General features: G+C 61.6%; 14 protein-coding genes and 1 riboswitch. Of the genes, 10 read left to right on the top strand and 4 right to left on the bottom strand.

Going from position 1 to position 19,754, the window contains the following annotated elements:
• Positions 1-13 precede the first annotated feature (13 nt).
• Entirely contained in the window at positions 14-2,317 is a 2,304-nt protein-coding gene (locus DMZ65_RS03215; protein ID WP_232824866.1) for a sensor histidine kinase, read from the top strand.
• The gene (locus DMZ65_RS03210) at positions 2,314-2,955 is read left to right on the top strand and encodes a response regulator transcription factor (RefSeq protein WP_116597408.1); all 642 of its coding nucleotides are present in this window, start codon (positions 2,314-2,316) and stop codon (positions 2,953-2,955) included. The genes DMZ65_RS03215 and DMZ65_RS03210 overlap by 4 nt, the downstream gene beginning before the upstream one ends.
• Before the next feature lie 196 nt (positions 2,956-3,151).
• Here DMZ65_RS03210 and DMZ65_RS03205 read toward each other — a convergent pair whose 3' ends face one another.
• The gene (locus DMZ65_RS03205; protein WP_232824865.1) at positions 3,152-4,456 is read right to left on the bottom strand and encodes an NAD(P)/FAD-dependent oxidoreductase; all 1,305 of its coding nucleotides are present in this window, start codon (positions 4,454-4,456) and stop codon (positions 3,152-3,154) included.
• A gap of 199 nt (positions 4,457-4,655) precedes the next feature.
• On the bottom strand, positions 4,656-6,314 hold the full coding sequence (locus tag DMZ65_RS03200; RefSeq protein WP_116597406.1) for an NAD+ synthase: 1,659 nt from the start codon (positions 6,312-6,314) through the stop codon (positions 4,656-4,658).
• A gap of 156 nt (positions 6,315-6,470) precedes the next feature.
• Between DMZ65_RS03200 and DMZ65_RS03195 the strand changes: the two genes are divergently transcribed.
• A complete protein-coding gene (locus tag DMZ65_RS03195; RefSeq protein ID WP_116597405.1) occupies positions 6,471-7,928 on the top strand; it encodes an MORN repeat-containing protein in 1,458 nt (485 codons plus the stop codon).
• 202 nt (positions 7,929-8,130) lie between these two features.
• On the opposite strand, the gene DMZ65_RS03190 is transcribed toward DMZ65_RS03195, so the two are convergent.
• Positions 8,131-8,796, bottom strand: a complete 666-nt coding sequence (locus tag DMZ65_RS03190; protein ID WP_116597603.1) for an SDR family NAD(P)-dependent oxidoreductase — start codon at positions 8,794-8,796, stop codon at positions 8,131-8,133.
• Between the two features lie 271 nt (positions 8,797-9,067).
• On the opposite strand from DMZ65_RS03190, the gene DMZ65_RS03185 reads away from it, so the two are divergent.
• Together DMZ65_RS03185 and gltX are read left to right on the top strand one after the other, a co-directional pair.
• Positions 9,068-10,639, top strand: a complete 1,572-nt coding sequence (locus DMZ65_RS03185; RefSeq protein ID WP_116597404.1) for a 2-isopropylmalate synthase — start codon at positions 9,068-9,070, stop codon at positions 10,637-10,639.
• A gap of 306 nt (positions 10,640-10,945) precedes the next feature.
• Positions 10,946-12,274: a glutamate--tRNA ligase gene (gene gltX, locus DMZ65_RS03180; RefSeq protein WP_116597403.1), complete on the top strand. Its 1,329-nt coding sequence runs from the start codon at positions 10,946-10,948 to the stop codon at positions 12,272-12,274.
• A gap of 175 nt (positions 12,275-12,449) precedes the next feature.
• Here gltX and DMZ65_RS03175 read toward each other — a convergent pair whose 3' ends face one another.
• Positions 12,450-13,028, bottom strand: a complete 579-nt coding sequence (locus DMZ65_RS03175) for a gamma-glutamylcyclotransferase family protein (RefSeq protein ID WP_332871556.1) — start codon at positions 13,026-13,028, stop codon at positions 12,450-12,452.
• Positions 13,029-13,125: 97 nt separating this feature from the next.
• Between DMZ65_RS03175 and DMZ65_RS03170 the strand changes: the two genes are divergently transcribed.
• The 5 genes from DMZ65_RS03170 (at position 13,126) to DMZ65_RS03150 (ending at position 19,683) form a co-directional block, all read left to right on the top strand.
• Positions 13,126-13,611 carry an RrF2 family transcriptional regulator gene (locus DMZ65_RS03170; protein WP_116597402.1) on the top strand — a complete coding sequence of 162 codons (486 nt, stop codon included), beginning with the start codon at positions 13,126-13,128 and terminating at the stop codon, positions 13,609-13,611.
• 9 nt (positions 13,612-13,620) lie between these two features.
• Positions 13,621-13,707, top strand: a riboswitch (glycine riboswitch).
• Positions 13,708-13,872: 165 nt separating this feature from the next.
• Entirely contained in the window at positions 13,873-15,000 is a 1,128-nt protein-coding gene (gene gcvT / locus DMZ65_RS03165; protein WP_116597601.1) for a glycine cleavage system aminomethyltransferase GcvT, read from the top strand.
• A gap of 20 nt (positions 15,001-15,020) precedes the next feature.
• Positions 15,021-15,383 (top strand): glycine cleavage system protein GcvH, encoded by a 363-nt coding sequence (gene gcvH / locus DMZ65_RS03160; protein WP_116597401.1) that lies wholly within the window; start codon positions 15,021-15,023, stop codon positions 15,381-15,383.
• Between the two features lie 145 nt (positions 15,384-15,528).
• A complete protein-coding gene (gene gcvP, locus DMZ65_RS03155; protein WP_116597400.1) occupies positions 15,529-18,378 on the top strand; it encodes an aminomethyl-transferring glycine dehydrogenase in 2,850 nt (949 codons plus the stop codon).
• A gap of 69 nt (positions 18,379-18,447) precedes the next feature.
• The gene (locus DMZ65_RS03150; protein ID WP_116597399.1) at positions 18,448-19,683 is read left to right on the top strand and encodes a lytic murein transglycosylase; all 1,236 of its coding nucleotides are present in this window, start codon (positions 18,448-18,450) and stop codon (positions 19,681-19,683) included.
• Positions 19,684-19,754: the final 71 nt, after the last annotated feature.

The following is a 19,754-nucleotide window of genomic DNA, read 5'->3' as shown; positions in this document are numbered from 1 at the left end:
GCGAACGAGACTGATGAAATCACTTGGTGTCATCCTTGCGCTTGCGCTGGCCGGGCTCCAGCTTTTTGCCGTCACTCTTGTGGTGTTCTCGTCCTATTTCACGTCCGAACGGGCCTTGCTGGAACACGCGCGCAATCAATTGGCGGATGTCGGCACCAACGTGATCCAGCATACCAAGGGATTTTTGTCACCCGCCCGCAGTGCGGCGGAACTGTCGACCGCCTTGGCCGAGAATCAGATCGTGCGCCGCGAAGAACGAGAACTTCTGGAAGGGCTTTTGTTTCAGCAATTGCGGTCAGCCCCGCAATTTGCCGCCGTCTATTATGGCGATGAGCAGGGCAACTTTGTTTTTGTGCAGCGCAATGGGCCGAACCAATACCAGACCAAGGTCATTAATGTCGCGTCGGAGCCCAGAACAGTGTTCATCCAGCGCGACGAGAATTTTGTCAAGAAAAGCGAGAGGATCGATCCGACAGATACCTTTGATCCCCGCACGCGGACCTGGTACATGTCAGCGCGCAAGGAACTGGTCAGTATCTGGACTGATCCGTATATCTTCTTCACCTCCAGATCGCCCGGTATCACAGCGGCGACGCCGGTTGTCGGTTTTGACGGCGTGATTCAGGGCGCTGTAGGGGTGGATATCGAGATCAAGGAGCTCTCGAATTTCCTTGCACAGTTGAATATCGGCAAGAATGGCGCCGCTTTCGTATTGAACCGGAACGGCGACGTGATCGCGCATCCCAACCCCAATCTTCTGATGACCGTTGGAGAGGGGGGAACGCTGACCTTCCCGTCAATCAATCAACTCAACGACCCAATCGCCCGCGCGGCCTTTGGCAACCGTCTGAACGCCGACGGTGTCACGGTGGATCAGGAAATCCAGTCTGATTTCGTGTATGATGGGGTGCCTTATGTATCATTGCTGATGCCGTTTGGACTGGGCGACATCCCTTGGACGATTGTGGTCTACGCGCCTGAGGATGACTTTATCGGCACGATCAAGGCCAACCGGTCGCAAAACACGCTGATCGCGATCGGTGTGGCCGCTGTGACCGGGTTGCTGGGTCTTGCACTGGCCAATCGGATACACGCGCCGGTGCGGGCATTTGCCGTGCGTTCCGCGCTGATCTCGCAAGGCGAAATAGAGTCGGACGCGCCTATGCCCAGCACCTACAAGGAGCTGGAGAATGCCAACACGGCACTGGTCAATGAGATCTCGCAACGAAAGCAGACAGAAACAGAATTCCGCCTGACCTTCGATATGGCGTCGCGGGGGATGGTGTATATTGATGCGTCCACCGGACGGCTGTTGCGGGTGAATGCGCGATTTGCCGAAATATTGGGATACACACAGGCAGAGCTTGACGGCAAGGTATTCCAATCGCTGCTGAACGCTGACGAACCGGATATCATGGATGAATTCGGCAGGAATACCGCCGAACACACCGCATTCAGTTTGGAAGCGCAAGCGCAGTGCAAGGATGGAAAACCCGTCTGGATCAGCTTCAGCGGGGTTTTCATTCCGTCAGGACATGCGGGCAAGGATTATGTGGTTGCCACGATCGACGATGTCACGCAGGCGCGTGCCTATGAAGAAACCATCGAGGCGCTGAACCGCGAGGTGGCGCATGTGTCGCGTCAGCAGGTGATGGGCAAATTGGCAACCGGGCTGGCGCATGAGCTGAACCAACCTCTGACGGCGATCACCCAGAACACCGACGCTGCGCAATACCTGATGGCGCACCGCAAGGACTGCGGCACCGAGGTGAGCGAGCTTCTGGCCGAGATTGAACAACAGGCGCATCAGGCCGGGGATATTATCCGTGCGCTGCGTGGCTTTGTCCGGAAAGACGGTAACCACACAACGACCTTCGGTATTCGAGAACTTCTTGAACAGGCACGTCGGCTGGTCCTGTCCGAAGCCCGCCAGCATGCGACCGAGATCGTGATCCGCAAAAGCCCGGAAGTCCGGGTAAATGCCGTCCGGGTTCAGATCGCTCAGGTGGTCGTCAACCTGTTGCGCAACGCGATTGAAGCCATGGCCGAAGATCATAGCCCGACACGGCGCGTCACCGTTTTGACCAAAGAGATCGACGGCCATTTGCAAATTGATGTCGAAGACACCGGACCTGGGGTTGCGGAAGGCACTGAACTGTTTGCCCAGTTCGAGACGACAAAAGCTGCCGGGATGGGGCTGGGCCTGTCGATCAGCCGGTCCTTGATCGAGGCAAACGGTGGCATTATCTGGTATGAGAGGGCTGCGTCGGGGGCTCGATTCAGCTTTACCCTGCCGCTAGAGGAACAAACGCAATGAAAGAAGATGTGGTGCAGGCGGCCTGCGTTTTTCTTGTCGATGATGATGCGAATATCCGCACGTCTCTGGCGCGGGCGTTGGGGCTGCGCGGCTATCAGGTGAAGGCGTTCGAGTCGGCTCGGGCATTTCTGGACGCGTATGAAAAGACGTCCGCAGGCTGTTTGATCCTGGATTACGGGATGCCCCAGATGGACGGGCTGGAGTTGCAGCGACATTTGTCGGACCGCAATATCAAGTTGCCGATTATCTTTATCACCGGCCATGGCGGCATTCCGGAATCGGTTCAGGCAATGAAGATGGGCGCAATGGATTTTCTGGAAAAGCCCTTCAAGCAATCGGTGCTGGTCGAAAGAATTGACGCCGCGCTGGAAATTGACCGGAAGCGGCGCGATGCGACCCAACGCTCGTCCGCAATGCGGATCCGTTTCGAAAGCCTGACCGACCGCGAAGACGAAATCGCCCGCCTGATCGTCAGCAACCCGGGAAGCAATTCATCCAAGGACATTGCCCGCCATCTCGACATCAGTCCGCGCACCGTAGATCATCACCGCGCACGCATTCTGGAAAAGATGGACGTGACCTCTGTTGCCCAACTGGTCGAACTCGCCTTGAAAGAGGGGCTGTTCAAAGACCAGTAAGGGACTTTCTGCCATACGAAGACAGGACCATTTGAAACCGTTCTTCCCGGCTCATGTCCCTGGACAGCAATGCGCGTGACCATCCCTTCATCCCGCATCCGATGATATGCGCGGGGACATCTGTCACCGTGAAAGGATCGCTTTCCAGCTCTTGCATCGCGCAAATATTAAATTTGGCATTGCCTGATCGCGGAGGTCAGAAACCCGCATCCAGCGTGATCGGGCTGCCATCGAAGAACCGCGACAGCCGGAACGGCGCGGGATCGACAAGCGGCGTGGCCCCGGTGACCAGATCCGCCGTTAACCGACCTGCGGCGGGGGCGATGCCGAATCCGTGGCCGGAATAGCCGGTGGACAGAAACAGCCCCGGCACGCTATCCGCGGCCGAGATCACCGGGATCGCGTCCGGCGTCACGTCGATCATCCCCGCCCAGCTTTGCACGACCTCGCATGTTTCCAGTGCCGGAAAGGCGCTGCGCGCGGCGGCCAGGGCGCGTTGCAGGCTGCGATCGTCGGGGGCCGGGTCGAGCATACGGTAATGTTCGAACGGCGTGCGCTCATTTCCGGCCCAGTGGCGCGGCAAGGATGCCTCTTCCTGCCAGCGCCCCAGACGCAGCCGTAATGATGACCACTCGGCCCGGACCGCAGGAAGGAATTGACGGGCCAGCCGGAATGTATCGGGCGTGAGATGATGAAGCTTGTCCGACGCGCTGGAAACCGTATAGCCTCCATCCGCCCGCTTTCGCAGTGCGAATGCGTCGGCCCAGATGCCCTGTTCCGGCCCGTCCGAAACCGGCGTGGTCCGCAGGACAGAGTTCATTACCTTGAGTTGCGGCAGGTCCACACCGGCATTGCCCGCGAAAAGCCGCGACCATGCACCTCCGGCCAGCACGACGCTGGAGCAGGCAATGCGCCCGCGTTCTGTCGCCACGCCAGAGACGCGCCCGGCAGAGGTTTCGATCGACCGCACGGCACAGCGGGTATAAAGTGCAGCACCGGCATCGCGGGCACCTTCGGCAATTGCGGGGGCCGCCAGTTGCGGCTCAGCCCGTCCGTCAAAGGGCGTGTGCAGCCCCCCGGCGAGTTTCATTCCATGCTCAGGGATGAGCTTCCGCACCCCCTGATCGTCCAGCAGATCGCTGTTGATCTGGTGCTCTGCCAAGTGACGGGAGAAGGCTTCGTAGCGGGCCATCCGCCGGGCGTTGCGCGCCGTGAACACAAGGCCAGACTGCACGAAGCCGGTCTTGCGGCCCAGCCGCGCATCCAGCCCTTCCCACATGCGGATGGCCTCGATCATCAGGGGGATTTCCCGCGGGTCGCGTTGTGAAAGGCGGACCCATCCCCAATTGCGCGAACTTTGCTCGCAGCCGATCTCGCCTTTTTCGCATAACGCCACCGAAACGCCTTGCGATGCCAGCTCCAGCGCGGTCATGGCACCGATGATGCCGCCGCCGATCACGACCACATCCACCGCCGAGGGCAGGTTGGAATCCGGAGACACAGATATTGGCAGCGGGCCGGGCACAGCAGGGTCCGTTGATTGTTGGCAGCGCGCCGCAACAGCAGCGTGCGGCACGGCCACAGATTGGGAAGCCGCGCGCCTCCGGGTCAAGCCACACAGGCCTGGATCGTGCAAACGGCGGCACGGCGTGGCAAGCAAAGCACGCATTGCCTCATTCGCACCACCTTAACGCGAGTGCCTAGCTTTGGTCGCGCCAGTGATTGACGACGGGATAGCGCCGATCCAGCCAGAAGGCACAGGGCGACAGGCGCGGACCGGGGGCCGACTGAAAACGCTTATACTCCGAAATATAGAGCAGATGTTCGATCTTCCTGGCATCCGCGCGGTCAAATCCGGCCGCGACGCAATCCTCGATTGAGCCATCCGCATCCACAAGGATTTGCAGAATGGCGTCCAAAACCGGGTAGTCGGGCAGGGAATCGCTGTCCTTCTGATCCTCGCGAAGTTCCGCGCTTGGCGGCTTGTCGATCACGCGGGGCGGGATCACTTCGCCCGCCGGGGCCTTCATCCAGTCCCGGTGGTTTTCATTGCGCCAGCGGCAACAGTCGAAAACGCGGGTCTTGTACATGTCCTTGATCGGATTGTACCCACCCGCCATGTCGCCATAGATCGTGGCATAGCCCACCGCCACCTCGGATTTGTTGCCGGTGGTCAGCAGCATCTCGCCGAACTTGTTGGACAGCGCCATCAGCAACAGCCCGCGCAAACGCGACTGGATATTCTCTTCGGTAAGGTCCGGCTCCGTCCCCTCGAACAGCGGCGCAAGGGTGGATGTGATGGCCTGGCGTCCTTCGGCGATCGGCACGAAATCATAGCGACAGCCCAGATTCTCGGCGACCTCCTTGGCGTCCTCCAGCGAGGCTTGCGACGTGTATTCGGACGGCAACATCACGCAGCGGACATTCTCAGGCCCCAGCGCATCTGCGGCGATGGTGGCGACAATGGCGCTGTCGATCCCGCCCGACAGGCCCAGCAGGATCTTGCCGAACCCGGACTTGCGACAATAGTCGCGCAGACCGGTGACCATGACGTTATAATCCTGCTCCATCGCGTCCGGATGGGTATGCACCTTGCCGGGGATCGCCCGCCAGCCCGCATCCGTCCGCTCGAATTCTACCAGCGTCAGCGCGTCGTCGAGCACCGGCATCTGCACGGCCAGCTCTCCGCCGGGGTTGAGCACGAAGCTGCCCCCGTCAAAGACCTGATCGTCCTGCCCGCCGGTCATGTTGAGATAGGCCAGCGGCAGGCCCGTCTCGACCACGCGCGCCACCATGTGATTCAGCCGCACGACCATCTTGTCGCGGAAATAGGGCGACCCATTGGGCACCAGCAGGATCTCGGCCCCGGTTTCGGCCATGGTCTCGGCCACGTCCTCGTACCAGGCATCCTCGCAGATCGGACTGCCAATGCGCACGCCGTTCACCGAATACGGTCCGCTGAGGGGGGCCGGGGTGAACAGCCGCACCTCGTCAAAGACAGTCGTGTTCGGCAGATGGGTCTTCATGTTGATGGCGGTGAATTCGCCACCCTGACAGATGAAATAGGCATTATACAATTCTGTGCCTTCGATCCACGGTCCGCCGATGGCCAGCGCCGGGCCGTCGGCACAATCGGCCGCCAGCTTGCGCAGGCTCGCAATCGCGTCGGTGTAGAATGCGGGTTTCAGCACCAGATCCTGCGTGTTGTAGCCGGTGATGAACATCTCTGGCAGGGCGATCATGTCGGCCCCCTCTATCTTGGCCGCCTCCCAGGCGTCACGCGCCTGTGACGCATTGCCTACCAGGTCGCCAACCGTCGGGTTGAGCTGCGCCAGCATCAGGCGAAAGCGGTCTGCCATGGGGTGTCCTCTCGAAGATGTGCCCTTGACCACCCGTTTAGCAGATAGACGCCCGAGGAAAAGTGCGTTCCGGAAAAGCCATTGTCTTGGCCGGGGGTGTCAACTAGTTTCTAGGCGATTTGAGGCAGCACCACACGCACCGGGGGCAAAAGCAGAATGACAGCCAATTACCGACGCCATTGGGGGTTGATCGCCGCGCTTCTCGTGCCGGGCGGCAGTGCCATTGCGCAGGACGCCGAGGTCATCACCAAGCAATATGACGATGGCGGTGTCTATGAAGGCACATTCCAGAACGGGCTTCAGGACGGCACCGGCACTTACAGGCTGCCCAACGGATACGAATATACCGGCCAGTGGGTCGAGGGCGAGATCAAGGGCAAGGGCGTTGCACGCTTTCCCAACGGCTCGGTCTTCGAGGGCAGTTTTGTCAAGGGCAAGCCCGATGGCGAGGGCAAGATCGTCTTTACCGATGGCGGCACCTATGAAGGCACTTGGGTTGACGGCCAGATCACCGGACGGGGTGTCGCGGTCTATGCCAACGGCGTGCGCTATGAGGGCAGCTTTCAGAACGCCATGCATCACGGTCGCGGCACCATGACCAGCCCCGGCGGCTATGTCTACGAGGGTGATTGGGTCAATGGTGTGAAGGAAGGCAATGGCACCATCACCTATCCCGATGGCTCTGTCTATGTCGGGCGCATCGCCAATGGCGTGCGCGAAGGTCAGGGCAAGCTGACGATGGAAGACGGGCTGGTGTACGAGGGCATGTGGCGCGGCGGCCAGATCGAAGGCGAAGGCAAGCTGACCCAGCCCAATGGCGATGTCTACGAGGGCGAGCTTGTGGCTGGGCGCAGACAGGGGCAGGGCCGCGTGGACTACGCCAATGGCGATGTCTACGAGGGCGCATTCCGCGACGACCAGCGCGAAGGTCAGGGCACATTTGTCGGAGCCGATGGCTATAAATATACCGGCAACTGGGTCGGCGGGCAGATCGAGGGGCAGGGCGAAGTCGTCTATCCCGATGGCTCTGTCTACACCGGCGAATTCAGCGGCGATCTGGCCAATGGCACGGGCCGTATCGTCTATCCTGACGGATCGACATACGAGGGTGACTGGGTCGATGGCGTCATCGAGGGCAAGGGCCGCGCCACCTATCCCAGCGGTCTGGTCTATGAGGGCGCGTTCAAGAATGCCCGCAATCACGGCTACGGGGTGATGACCTATGCCGACGGCTACCGCTACGAAGGGGACTGGCAGGACGGCCAGCGCCACGGGCAGGGCACGGCGACCTACCCGGACGGCACGGTTTATACCGGCCAATTTGTCGATGGTCAGCGCGAAGGCGAAGGCGCGATCGTAATGGCCGACGGGTTCAAATATGAGGGCGACTGGCGCGGTGGCGAGATCAGCGGCGAAGGTACGGCCACCTATCTGAACGGTGACATCTACGAGGGCACGTTCCAGGCCGGCAAACGTCAGGGCGAAGGCACGATGCGCTACACCACCGGCGAACAGGCGACCGGCAGTTGGGAAAACGGTGCACTGACCGATGGCGAAACGCTGCCCGCCGAGGACGCAGAGAGCGCAACCGACAGCCCTGCCGACGGTGGCTGATCCAGCCAGCAGCGGCCTTCGCAGCTTATCTAGGATGTTCTGTCAATAGCTCGCGAGGGTCTGTTGCGCGCGGCAGGGCGTTATTCGCAGGAACCCCTTGGCGTCCTTGCGTTTGCTTTTGCTTTTGCGCGGCGCTTCGGGATCTCATGGCTGACCGGGCGTCACGTCATGTGACAGCCATGGGCCGCAATTCGTATCAGGTTCACCAAGGTATTTCCTTGCCCGCCCAGTCGAAAAAGCGACCCGTGTGTTCGGGGGTCAGCCCGTCCAGCACAGTCAGCAGGTTTCCGGCGGCCTCGGATGGCGGAACCGAAGGGTGGCGGCCGACATAGTTGCGGGTGAACGCGGTTTGCACCGTGCCGGGATGCAGGGCCACGCAGGCCAGCTTCTTGTGGCTGCGCGTCAGTTCGATCGCGGCGCTGTGGATCAACTGGTTCAGCGCCGCTTTGGCCGTGCGGTAGCTGTACCATCCACCCAACCGGTTATCGCCGATCGATCCGACCCGCGCCGAGAGCGCCGCAAATCGGGCCGGTCGGTCGGTGGGCAGCAGGCGCACGGCATGTTTCAGAACCAGCGCAGGACCAATGGCGTTCACGCGAAACTGGTTTTCCAGTGCAGAAGGATCAAGCTGTGACAGCGCCTTTTCCGGTCGCGCGCCATTGATTTCGAGCGCGCCGGTGGCGACGATGATCAGGTCATATTCGGGGTCAAGCGCGCCCAGAACGCGGGCGACCGATGCCTCGTCCGTCACGTCCAGCCCGTCCGCGCTGCGCGACAGGCCCGTGACCGCCGCGCGTTTTTCGTCAAGTGCTGCATGCAGTGCCGCGCCGATCCCGCCTGACGCGCCGATGATCAAAGCGTGTTTCATTCCCGGCGATCTAGCGGCGCGAAGCGGCGTTTCAAGAAATCGCGGACACTGATGATTTTCTGCGTCAAAAAAGGGGTTTTCCCCCGCAACAAAACCCGTATAGTCACCCCCATGTTGACCCAAGGCCATATTGCGACCCGTGCCCGCCTTTCGGCGGCACTGTCGGCTGGTCTGCTTCTCCTAAGTCGCCTCTGAGCGTGCCGTTCGGCGCGACCGCTCAGAGGAGGCTTCGTTCGCGCCCGAACACTTGGAGAACCAAAGGAAATACCCCATGACTGATAGCACCAAAGACCGCGTGGTGATCTTTGACACCACCTTGCGCGACGGCGAACAATCCCCCGGCGCCACCATGACCCATGAAGAGAAGCTGGAGATTGCCGAGCTTCTGGACGACATGGGCGTGGACATCATCGAGGCGGGATTTCCGATCGCCTCCGAGGGTGATTTTGCCGCCGTGTCCCAGATTGCGCAACGCTCGAAAAACTCGGTGATTTGCGGTCTTGCGCGGGCGCAACTGCCCGATATCGACCGTTGCTGGGAGGCGGTAAAACATGCAGCCCAACCGCGCATCCACACCTTCATCGGAACGTCGCCCCTGCACCGCGCGATCCCGAACCTGACGCAGGACGAGATGGCCGACCGCATTCACGAGACGGTCAGCCATGCCCGCAACCTGTGCGACAATGTGCAGTGGTCGCCGATGGATGCGACGCGAACCGAATGGGACTACCTTGCCCGCGTTTGCGAGATCGCCATCAAGGCAGGTGCCACCACGATCAATATCCCCGACACGGTGGGCTACACTGCGCCGCGCGAAAGCGCCGACCTGATCCGACGCCTGATTGCCGAAGTGCCCGGCGGCACGGATGTCGTCTGGGCCACGCATTGCCACAACGATCTTGGCATGGCGACGGCCAACAGCCTGGCTGCTGTCGAGGCCGGCGCGCGGCAGATCGAATGCACGATCAACGGGCTGGGGGAACGCGCGGGCAATACGGCCTTGGAAGAGGTCGTCATGGCGCTGAAAGTGCGCGGCGACATCATGCCCTTCGACACCAGCATCGACACCCGCAAGATCATGCATATCTCGCGCCGGGTGGCGACCGTGTCGGGCTTTGCGGTGCAGTTCAACAAGGCCATCGTCGGCAAGAACGCCTTTGCCCACGAGAGCGGCATCCATCAGGACGGGATGCTGAAGAACGCCGAAACGTTCGAGATCATGCGCCCCGAGGATGTGGGCCTTGCCGGCACATCCCTGCCGCTGGGCAAGCATTCCGGGCGGGCGGCCTTGCGCGCCAAGCTTCGGGATCTGGGTGTGGATGTCGGCGACAACCAGCTGAAAGACATCTTTGTGCGGTTCAAGGAATTGGCCGACCGCAAGAAAGAAGTGTTCGACGAGGATATCCTGGCACTTGTCACCGCGGCGACCGAAGATGCGGCGGACCGGTTGCAGGTCGTGTCGCTCCGGGTGATCTGCGGCACCGGAGGCCCGGCCGAGGCGGTTCTGGAGATGGAAGTGGACGGCAAGGAACTGACGGCCACTTGCGAAGGTGACGGCCCGGTCGATGCGACCTTCAAGGCGATCCGCGCGGTGCATCCGAACATGGCGAAATTGCAACTGTATCAGGTCAACGCCGTGACCGAGGGCACCGATGCGCAGGCCACGGTCAGCGTGCGCCTGGAAGAGGACGGCATGATTGCCACCGGCCAGTCGGCCAATACCGATACGGTCGTGGCCTCGGCCAAGGCCTATGTGAACGCCCTGAACCGGCTGCTGGTGCGCCGCGACAAGGCGGGCCCCGGTGCAGATGCGCGCGAGGTCAGCTACAAGGATGTCAGCTAATCGGAGTTTGACAGTTCCGAAGCGTTGAGATGAGACGGCCCCGGTGATGCGCGGGGCCGTTTTTCATATGATCAGGTGGTATGTGCAAAATGGCTGGTGTCGGAGCGAGGGGCCAGCCCCTCGCGCTCCCCGGAGTATTTTTGCCAAGAAGAAGGAAGAAGCGTGCGTTTCAGGCGTTGACTGAATTGGTGTTGGGCGCGCGCAGTTGTGGCGCGTTTCGGGCGCGATGTCAGGGGTGGGGCGGGTTCATGGATATGGACAAACGGTCGGGTCTGTGAAATTCCATCGCGCAACAGGAGAGACAGAATGACCACCACCCGTTTTGCCCCATCGCCCACCGGCTATATTCATGTCGGAAACCTGCGCACCGCGCTGATGAACTACCTGATCGCCCGCAAATCTGGCGGCAGTTTCATCCTGCGGATCGATGACACCGATCCGGAACGATCGAAAGAAGCCTATGTTGACGCGCTCAAGCAGGATCTGGAGTGGTTGGGCCTGACCTGGGACCGGGTCGAACGTCAGTCAAAGCGGCTGGACCGCTATGAGGCCGCTGCCGACAAGCTGCGCGAAATGGGCCGGTTCTACGAATGTTTCGAGACTCCGACAGAACTGGATCTCAAGCGAAAGAAACAGCTGAACATGGGCAAGCCGCCCGTCTACGACCGCGCCGCCTTGGCGCTGTCAGAGGCCGAGAAGGAACGACTGCGTGCCGAACGTGGTCAGGGCCACTGGCGGTTCAAGCTGGATCACGAACGGATCGAATGGCGGGACGGTATCCTTGGCGACATCTCGATTGATGCGGCCAGCGTGTCGGATCCGGTGCTGATCCGTGGCGATGGCCAGGTGCTTTATACGCTGGCCTCGGTGGTGGATGACACTGAAATGGGTGTGACGGATGTGGTGCGCGGGTCGGACCATGTGACCAATACCGCGACCCAGATACAGATAATGCAGGCGCTTGGCGGCGCAGTCCCGCAATTCGCGCATCACTCGTTGCTGACCGGACCGCAAGGCGAGGCGCTGTCCAAGCGGCTTGGGACGCTGTCCCTGCGCGATTTGCGTGCTCAGGGGATCGAGCCGGCCGCTCTGCTGAGCCTCATGGCGCGGCTGGGTTCCGCCGATCCCATCGAGTTGAAAGGGTCGGTCGCGGAACTTGTCGAAGGGTTCGACATCTCGCGCTTTGGTGCCGCGCCCACCAAATTCGATGTCCAGGACCTCTTCCCGCTGACCGCGCATTACCTGCAACGGCTTGATCTGACCGAGGTTGCGCCGGACATTGCGGCGCTCGGAGTGCCTGACACTCTGGCAGAGCGTTTCTGGACCGTGACCCGCGACAACATCACCACACGCGCCGATCTGGCACGCTGGTGGTTGATGTTCCGCGAAGGTGCAGAACCAGAGATTGCCGAAGAGGATCGTGACTTTATCGCTCAGGCGATGACAATGCTGCCCGAGGGGCCATTCGACGACGAAAGCTGGGGGAAATGGACCACGGAGGTGAAACAAGCCACCGGCCGCAAAGGCAAGGGCCTGTTCATGCCGCTGCGCAAGGCGTTGACCGGCCAAAGCCATGGCCCGGAAATGGCCGACGTGATGCCTTTGCTGCAAGTGGTGCGCGCCCGCAACCTCTAAGACGCCGTTCATCTTCTTCTTGGCCAAAATACTCCGGGGAGCGCGAGGGGCTGGCCCCTCGCTCCGACATCGGCCACAATTGCCAGGCTGCGGTTTCTGAATAATAGAGTTTCCCAGGCGTTGCGCGGGCGACAGCCCGCGCCGGTCGGATCGGCGTCAGCCGATCCGAAACCTCTCAGCAGGGCTGTGTGACGTCAAGAAAATCAGCGCCGACCTCACGCAATACGCCGTCGACAAAACTGCTTTCAATCGCGCTCAGGCGTTGATGGCGCGGATAGACCGGGGTTCTGCGGTCGTCCAGTATCGGGGTATCCCAGCCGGATGTGGTCTCGACAAACATCTTGGCACCTGATCGGCCGAAGACCTTCAGATAGCCCTGCATAACCACGTCAATATAGCTCAGCAAAATGGGGCTCTCCGCGCTTGGCGGCGCAAAGGTGTCAGGTGGGATCGCATAGATCGCCAATTCGCGCACATCCGTCAAAGCACCGGAGCCGATGCAATGGCGCGCATCCAGCCGGTCGTAACTTGCCTCCCGCGCGTCCAGCGCGCGCCAGTCCCGGCCCGGCACCTCGGCCACCAGCCCGTCAATACTCATGCCCGGAGCTTCGATCACCGTCAGAAACGTCGCCTTGCGACCCGCGACGCAACGCCAGGCGCGTTGCCATCCATGGGCTGTCGCCGGAAACTGTCCGGCATATGAATGGGTGGCGGTGTTGACCAGGCTGCCATAGCCGAAGAAAAATGCATTCATCAGGCATGTTTGTGCCACGCCCTTGACCTGTGTCAAACCGCTTTTCTGTTTTCCGGCGCAATGTGGCTGCCAACGGCTTCAGCAGGGAGGGCAGGTCTTGCGCATCACCAAACGAACCAACATCGCCATGCGGGTGCTGATGTTCTGTGCGGCCAATCCTGACCGGCTGGTGACGAAAGCGGAAATCGCGCAATGCTGCAACGCGTCCGAAAACCACCTTGCGCAGATCATCAACCAATTGGCGCAGTTGGGGTATCTGTACACGCAGCGGGGCCGCAATGGCGGTTTGCAACTGGCCCATGCGCCCGGTCAAATCGTGATCGGCGAGGTGTTCCGCAAGCTCGAATCCCCCGTCCCCTTGGCCGAGTGCTTTGCCGATATTGACAATACCTGCCCGCTGACAGCCTGTTGCCGCTTGCGGCAGGCGCTTGTTCGGGCGGCAGAGGCGTTTTACGAAACCCTTGATCCGGTCACGCTGGACGGGTTGATTTGCGACAATATCGCCTTGTTCGACATCCTGACCGCGCAATCCTGCGGCCGCGCCCGTCAGAGACCGCTTGCCTCGCCCGCGCCGGTCAAATAGCTTCGGACCGAATCCGCGAAGGGAGAACCGGTCATACCGGTGCCGAAGGAGCAACCGCCCCGGAAACTCTCAGGCCCAAAGGACCTTTGCGGGTGACAGAACTCTGGAGAGAGATGCGCATTCGTCGCATCCGCCGAAGGGATAACGATCTCAGGCGAAAGGACAGAGGGGGCATCCGAACCGCATCACACCGATGCGCGGGTGCCGGTACGTTCCGACAAGGGCAATTCCGGGATCCTGAACACAGGGAAAGACGGGCCGTTGAATGAAGAACTGAAACATACACCGCTCTACGATCTGCATGTCGAACTGGGTGCCAAGATGGTGCCGTTTGCCGGGTACGAAATGCCCGTGCAATATCCTGCGGGCGTGATGGCCGAGCACAAACAGACACGCACCAAGGCAGGGCTGTTCGATGTCAGCCATATGGGGCAGGTTGTGCTGCGGGCCCGTGATCCGGATGATGCCGCCCTGGCGCTGGAAACTCTGGTGCCGGTGGATGTGCTGGGGCTGGCCGAGGGGCGTCAGCGCTATGGCTATTTTACCAATGAGGGTGGCGGGATCGAGGATGACCTGATGATCGCCAATCGCGGCGATCATCTGTTCCTGGTGGTCAATGCGGCCTGCAAGGATGCGGATCTGGCGCGTATGCGCGCCGCACTGGAGCCCCAGGTCACGGTAAAGCTGATCCGGAACCGCGGGCTTTTGGCCTTGCAGGGACCGGCGGCGGTTGAGGTTCTGGCGGAACATCATCCCGGCGTGCGCGACATGCGCTTCATGGATGTCGAGACGCTGCCGATTGCCGGCGCGGAATGCTGGGTCTCGCGCTCGGGTTATACGGGCGAGGACGGGTTCGAGATTTCGGTGCCAGAGGCGGCCACGGCGGATCTTGCCCGCGCGCTGTTGGCGCATGAGGATGTAAGCCCCGTCGGGCTTGGCGCGCGCGACAGTTTGCGGCTGGAGGCGGGGCTGTGCCTGTACGGCCATGACATCGACAGCGACACAAGCCCGGTCGACGCGGGCTTGACCTGGGCCATTCAAAAGGTGCGCCGCGAGGGCGGCGCGCGTGCAGGTGGATTTCCGGGTGCGGATCGATTGCTGGCCGCGATGGCCGAAGGGCCCGCGCGCAAACGGGTGGGGCTGCTGCCTGACGGGCGCGCGCCGATGCGCGAAGGCGTGCAGCTTTTTGCCTCGCAAGAGGCGGACAGGCCAATTGGACAGGTGACATCCGGCGGATTTGGCCCGACCATCGGCGCGCCGGTGGCGATGGGCTATGTCAGGGCCGATCTGGCCACGCCCGGCACCGGACTGTTTGGGGATGTGCGCGGCAAGCGCCTGCCGGTCACGGTGGCGAAACTGCCGTTCGTGGCCCCCGGATTCAAAAGATAGCGACAAAGGAAAAAAGCGCGATGAAATACACTGAAGAACACGAATGGCTGGATCTTGACGGCGATGTCGTCACCGTTGGCATCACCGCCCATGCGGCCGAACAGTTGGGCGACGTGGTGTTCGTCGAACTGCCGGACATTGGCACCAGCGTGACCCGCGACGACGAGATCGTGGTGATCGAAAGCGTCAAGGCAGCGTCGGATATTCTGGCACCGATCGACGGCGAGGTGGTCGAGGTGAACGAGGTGCTGGTCGAGGAGCCCGGCAAGGTCAATGACGACCCCGAAGGCGATGCGTGGTTCTTCAAGCTGAAGATCGAGGATGCCTCGATGATGGATGATTACATGGATGAAGCCGCCTACAAGGCCTTTATCGCGGACTAGATCGAGGACTCGAAAAGGGGGCGCTGCCCCCGCCGCCCCCTGGGCGTCTCCCCCGGAGTATTTCTGCCAAGAAGAAGCCGGGGGCGGCTAAGCGGGCGGCGTCGAAGTCTGAACTGTCTGCGCATTGCGTGAAAGAGGGTGCCGCATGAGCTATGAACCGATTGATTATTTGCCATATGATTTTGCGAACAGGCGCCATATCGGCCCATCGCCGGCCGAGATGGCGGCGATGTTCGATGAGCTGGGCGTCGAGGATCTGGAGGCGCTGATCGACGAGACCGTGCCGCGCGCGATCAGACAGGCGAAACCGCTGGATTTCGGCAAGCCGAAATCTGAGCGCGAATTGCTGCATCACATGCGTGAGGTGGCCTCGAAGAACAAGGTTCTGAAGTCGTTGATCGGGCAGGGGTATCACGGCACTGTCACCCCGCCGGCGATTCAGCGCAACATTTTCGAGAACCCCGCCTGGTACACGGCCTATACGCCTTATCAGCCCGAGATCAGCCAGGGACGGCTGGAGGCGCTGCTGAACTATCAGACCATGGTCAGCGATCTGACAGGGCTTGAAGTCGCGAATGCGTCGTTGCTGGACGAGGCGACGGCCTGCGCCGAGGCGATGACCATGGCGCAGCGCGTGGCCAAGTCCAAGGCGGGCGCGTTTTTCGTGGATGAAAACTGCCATCCGCAGAATATCGCGGTGATGCAGACCCGCGCAGCCCCCTTGGGCATCGAGGTCATTGTCGGTGCGCCGGAGGATCTGGACCCCGGTGCCGTCTTTGGGGCGATTTTCCAATATCCCGGCACCTACGGGCATGTGCGCGATTTCACCGATGTGATCGCTTCCCTGCATGAGGCCAAGGCGATTGCGGTGGTCAGTGCCGATCCGCTGGCTTTGTGCCTGCTGAAAGAACCGGGTGCCATGGGCGCGGATATTGCCGTGGGGTCCACCCAGCGGTTTGGCGTGCCGATGGGCTATGGCGGCCCGCATGCGGCCTATATGGCGGTCAAGGGCGACTACAAGCGTTCCATGCCGGGCCGCATTGTCGGCGTGTCCATCGACAGCCATGGCAACCGCGCCTACCGGTTGGCGCTGCAAACGCGCGAGCAGCATATCCGGCGCGAGAAGGCGACCTCGAACGTCTGTACGGCGCAGGCTTTGCTGGCGGTGATGGCCGGGTTCTATGCGGTGTTTCATGGCCCCGAGGGGCTGCGGGCGATCGCGCAGCGGGTCCATCGCAAGACCGTGCGGCTGGCCAAGGGGTTGCAGGCGGCGGGGTTCACCGTCGCGCCAGAGGTGTATTTCGACACGATCACCGTCGAGGTGGGCAGCTTGCAGCGCGCGGTGATGAAATCGGCGGTCGATGAGGGGGTGAACCTGCGGGCCGTGGGCAAGACCCACGTTGGCATCACTTTGGACGAGGCCACGCGCTCGGACACGATCGAGGCCGTGTGGCGCGCCTTTGGCCTGACACAGCGCGATGAGGATGTGACGCCGGAATATCGCTTGCCGGAGGCGCTGATCCGCACCTCTGCCTATCTGGAACATGACGTGTTCCACATGAACCGGGCCGAGACCGAGATGATGCGCTATATGCGTCGGCTTGCCGATCGCGATCTGGCGCTGGACCGGGCGATGATCCCGCTTGGCTCCTGCACGATGAAGCTGAACTCTGCCGCCGAGATGATGCCGGTCAGTTGGCGCGAATTTGCCATGCTGCACCCTTATTGCCCGACCGATCAGGCGGAGGGCTATGCCGAGCTGATCGGGGATCTGTCGGAGAAACTGTGCGATATTACCGGCTATGACGCGATCTCGATGCAGCCCAATTCGGGTGCGCAGGGCGAATATGCCGGCCTGCTGACGATTGCCGCCTGGCACCGGGCGCAGGGCGAGGGGCACCGCAATGTCTGTCTGATCCCGACCAGCGCACATGGCACTAATCCGGCCAGTGCGCAGATGGTGGGATGGAAGGTGGTGCCGGTGAAATCGGCGGCCAATGGCGATATTGATCTGGATGATTTCCGTGCCAAGGCAGAGAAACATTCAGACGCGCTGGCCGCTTGCATGATCACCTATCCCTCCACGCATGGCGTGTTCGAGGAGACCGTGCAGGAGGTCTGCGAGATCACCCATTCGCATGGCGGGCAGGTCTATATCGACGGGGCGAATATGAACGCGATGGTGGGTCTGTCGCGTCCCGGCGATCTTGGCGGGGATGTCAGCCACCTCAACCTGCACAAGACGTTCTGCATTCCGCATGGCGGCGGTGGTCCCGGCATGGGGCCGATCGGGGTAAAGCAGCATCTGGTGGAACATCTGCCAGGGCATCCCACGACCGGGGGCACTGAAGGCCCGGTGGCGGCGGCACCTTATGGCTCGCCCTCGCTGTTGCCGATCAGCTGGGCCTATTGCCTGATGATGGGCGGCGAGGGGCTGACACAGGCAACGCGCGTGGCGATCCTGAACGCCAACTACGTCGCGCGGCGTCTGGAGGGCGCTTATGACGTGCTTTACAAGGGACCGACGGGGCGGGTGGCGCATGAATGTATCCTGGATACTCGACCCTTCGAGAAAAGCGCAGGCGTGACCGTCGAGGATATTGCCAAGCGGTTGATTGATTGCGGGTTTCATGCGCCCACGATGAGCTGGCCTGTTTCAGGCACGCTGATGGTTGAACCCACCGAAAGCGAAACCAAGGCAGAGCTGGACCGCTTCTGCGACGCCATGCTGGCGATCCGCGAAGAGATCCGCGCCATCGAGGACGGCAAGATCGACCGCGAGAACAACCCGCTGAAACACGCGCCGCACACGATGGAGGATCTCGTCAAGGAATGGGACCGTCCCTACAGCCGCGAGCAGGGTTGCTTTCCGCCGGGGGCGTTTCGGGTGGATAAATACTGGCCGCCGGTCAACCGGGTCGATAACGTTTTTGGCGATCGCAACCTGATCTGCACCTGCCCGCCGATGTCGGATTACGCCGAAGCCGCAGAGTAAAGCTTGGCGCGCGGCCAACCGCCAGCCTATGGTTCGCACAGGACATGGGCTGGCAGGGAAGGCGGCGCGATGAGAATATTGGCACTGGTGGCACTGTTGCTGGGACTGTGCGGGCAAGCGTTCGCGCAGGATCGCAGCGCGGTGGAACGCCAGTTTCGCGGTTGGCTGGAACAGCAGGTCTGGCCGCGCGCGCAAGCAAAGGGCGTGAAGCGTGGGATCTTTGATGCCGCCTTTTCAGGTGTCACGCTGAACTGGGATCTGCCGGATCTGGTGCCGCCGGGCACAAAGCCACGCATGCCGCAGCGCCAGCGTCAGGCGGAATTTGGCAGTCCGGGCAAATATTTCAATCGTGGTTCTGTCGATGCGGCGACTTCCGTGGGAAAACAGATGGGGCGGTGCCATGCGGCTGCTCTTGCGGCGGCAGAACACCGGACCGGCGTGCCGGGGCGGATCATTCTGGCGATCTGGGGCCGCGAGAGCGGTTATGGCCGGGTAAAGATCCCGTATAATGTCTTTGAAGTGCTGGGCACCAAAGGCTTCATGTCCACCCGGGCCACTTATTTCACCGACGAGTTGATCGCGGCACTGCGCATCGCGCAAGCCGGACACGCACCTGCCGAGGCCATGAAATCAAGCTGGGCCGGCGCGCTGGGACAGCCGCAATTCATGCCCTCCAGTTTTCTGGACTATGCCGCCGATGGCGATGGCGATGGTCATGCCGATATCTGGCGGTCCGAGGCTGACACGATCGCCTCTATCGCACGCTATCTGCAACAGCATGGCTGGGTCGCCGGGCGCGACTGGGGTTTCGAAGTGGCCGTGCCTGCGGATGTTTCCTGTACGCTTGAAGGCCCCGATCAGGGCCGCAAGATCCACGATTGGGAGGCGATGGGGATCACCCGGATCTCGGGCCGCGCGTTTCCAGACCATGAGAGCCGCGCCGAGGGGTTCTTGCTGATGCCTGCGGGGCGCAACGGGCCTGCCTTCATCGTCACGCCCAATTTCTACGTCCTCAAGGATTATAACATGAGCGATCTTTACGCGCTTTTTGTCGGCCATGTCGGCGACCGCATCGCCTATGGGGTGGGCGATTTCATCGCGCCCTGGGGCAAGGTCGGCGGGCTGCACCGCTCGGATGTGGCGGCGATGCAGCGCGCGCTGGAGGCGATGGGCCACGATGTGGGCGGCGCTGACGGTTTGGCCGGGTACAAGACCCGCCGGTCCATCGGTCGCTGGCAAGAAGCCACCGGGCAAAGCGCGACCTGCTTTCCGCAATCGCAGATGAAGGCGGCGCTGTTGCGGTAAAGACGCGGTGACGCTTGCCGCCCGTCGCGACGCGCCCCGGACTTGATCCGGGGCCTTTTCCATGCGGGCCG

Source organism: Primorskyibacter marinus (assembly GCF_003313245.1).
Taxonomy (GTDB): Bacteria; Pseudomonadota; Alphaproteobacteria; order Rhodobacterales; family Rhodobacteraceae; genus Primorskyibacter; species Primorskyibacter marinus.
Note: the sequence above shows the minus strand (reverse complement) of the source record. Positions and strands in the feature narration are given on the sequence as shown.

What these genes read in the sequence shown, in the direction of transcription:
- DMZ65_RS03215 (WP_232824866.1), top strand. Translation starts at nt 14, where the DNA reads ATGAAATCACTTGGTGTCATCCTTGCGCTTGCGCTGGCCGGGCTCCAG.
- DMZ65_RS03210 (WP_116597408.1), top strand. Translation starts at nt 2,314, where the DNA reads ATGAAAGAAGATGTGGTGCAGGCGGCCTGCGTTTTTCTTGTCGATGAT.
- DMZ65_RS03200 (WP_116597406.1), bottom strand. Translation starts at nt 6,314, where the DNA reads ATGGCAGACCGCTTTCGCCTGATGCTGGCGCAGCTCAACCCGACGGTT.
- DMZ65_RS03195 (WP_116597405.1), top strand. Translation starts at nt 6,471, where the DNA reads ATGACAGCCAATTACCGACGCCATTGGGGGTTGATCGCCGCGCTTCTC.
- DMZ65_RS03190 (WP_116597603.1), bottom strand. Translation starts at nt 8,796, where the DNA reads ATGAAACACGCTTTGATCATCGGCGCGTCAGGCGGGATCGGCGCGGCA.
- DMZ65_RS03185 (WP_116597404.1), top strand. Translation starts at nt 9,068, where the DNA reads ATGACTGATAGCACCAAAGACCGCGTGGTGATCTTTGACACCACCTTG.
- gltX (WP_116597403.1), top strand. Translation starts at nt 10,946, where the DNA reads ATGACCACCACCCGTTTTGCCCCATCGCCCACCGGCTATATTCATGTC.
- DMZ65_RS03175 (WP_332871556.1), bottom strand. Translation starts at nt 13,028, where the DNA reads ATGAATGCATTTTTCTTCGGCTATGGCAGCCTGGTCAACACCGCCACC.
- gcvH (WP_116597401.1), top strand. Translation starts at nt 15,021, where the DNA reads ATGAAATACACTGAAGAACACGAATGGCTGGATCTTGACGGCGATGTC.
- gcvP (WP_116597400.1), top strand. Translation starts at nt 15,529, where the DNA reads ATGAGCTATGAACCGATTGATTATTTGCCATATGATTTTGCGAACAGG.
- DMZ65_RS03150 (WP_116597399.1), top strand. Translation starts at nt 18,448, where the DNA reads ATGAGAATATTGGCACTGGTGGCACTGTTGCTGGGACTGTGCGGGCAA.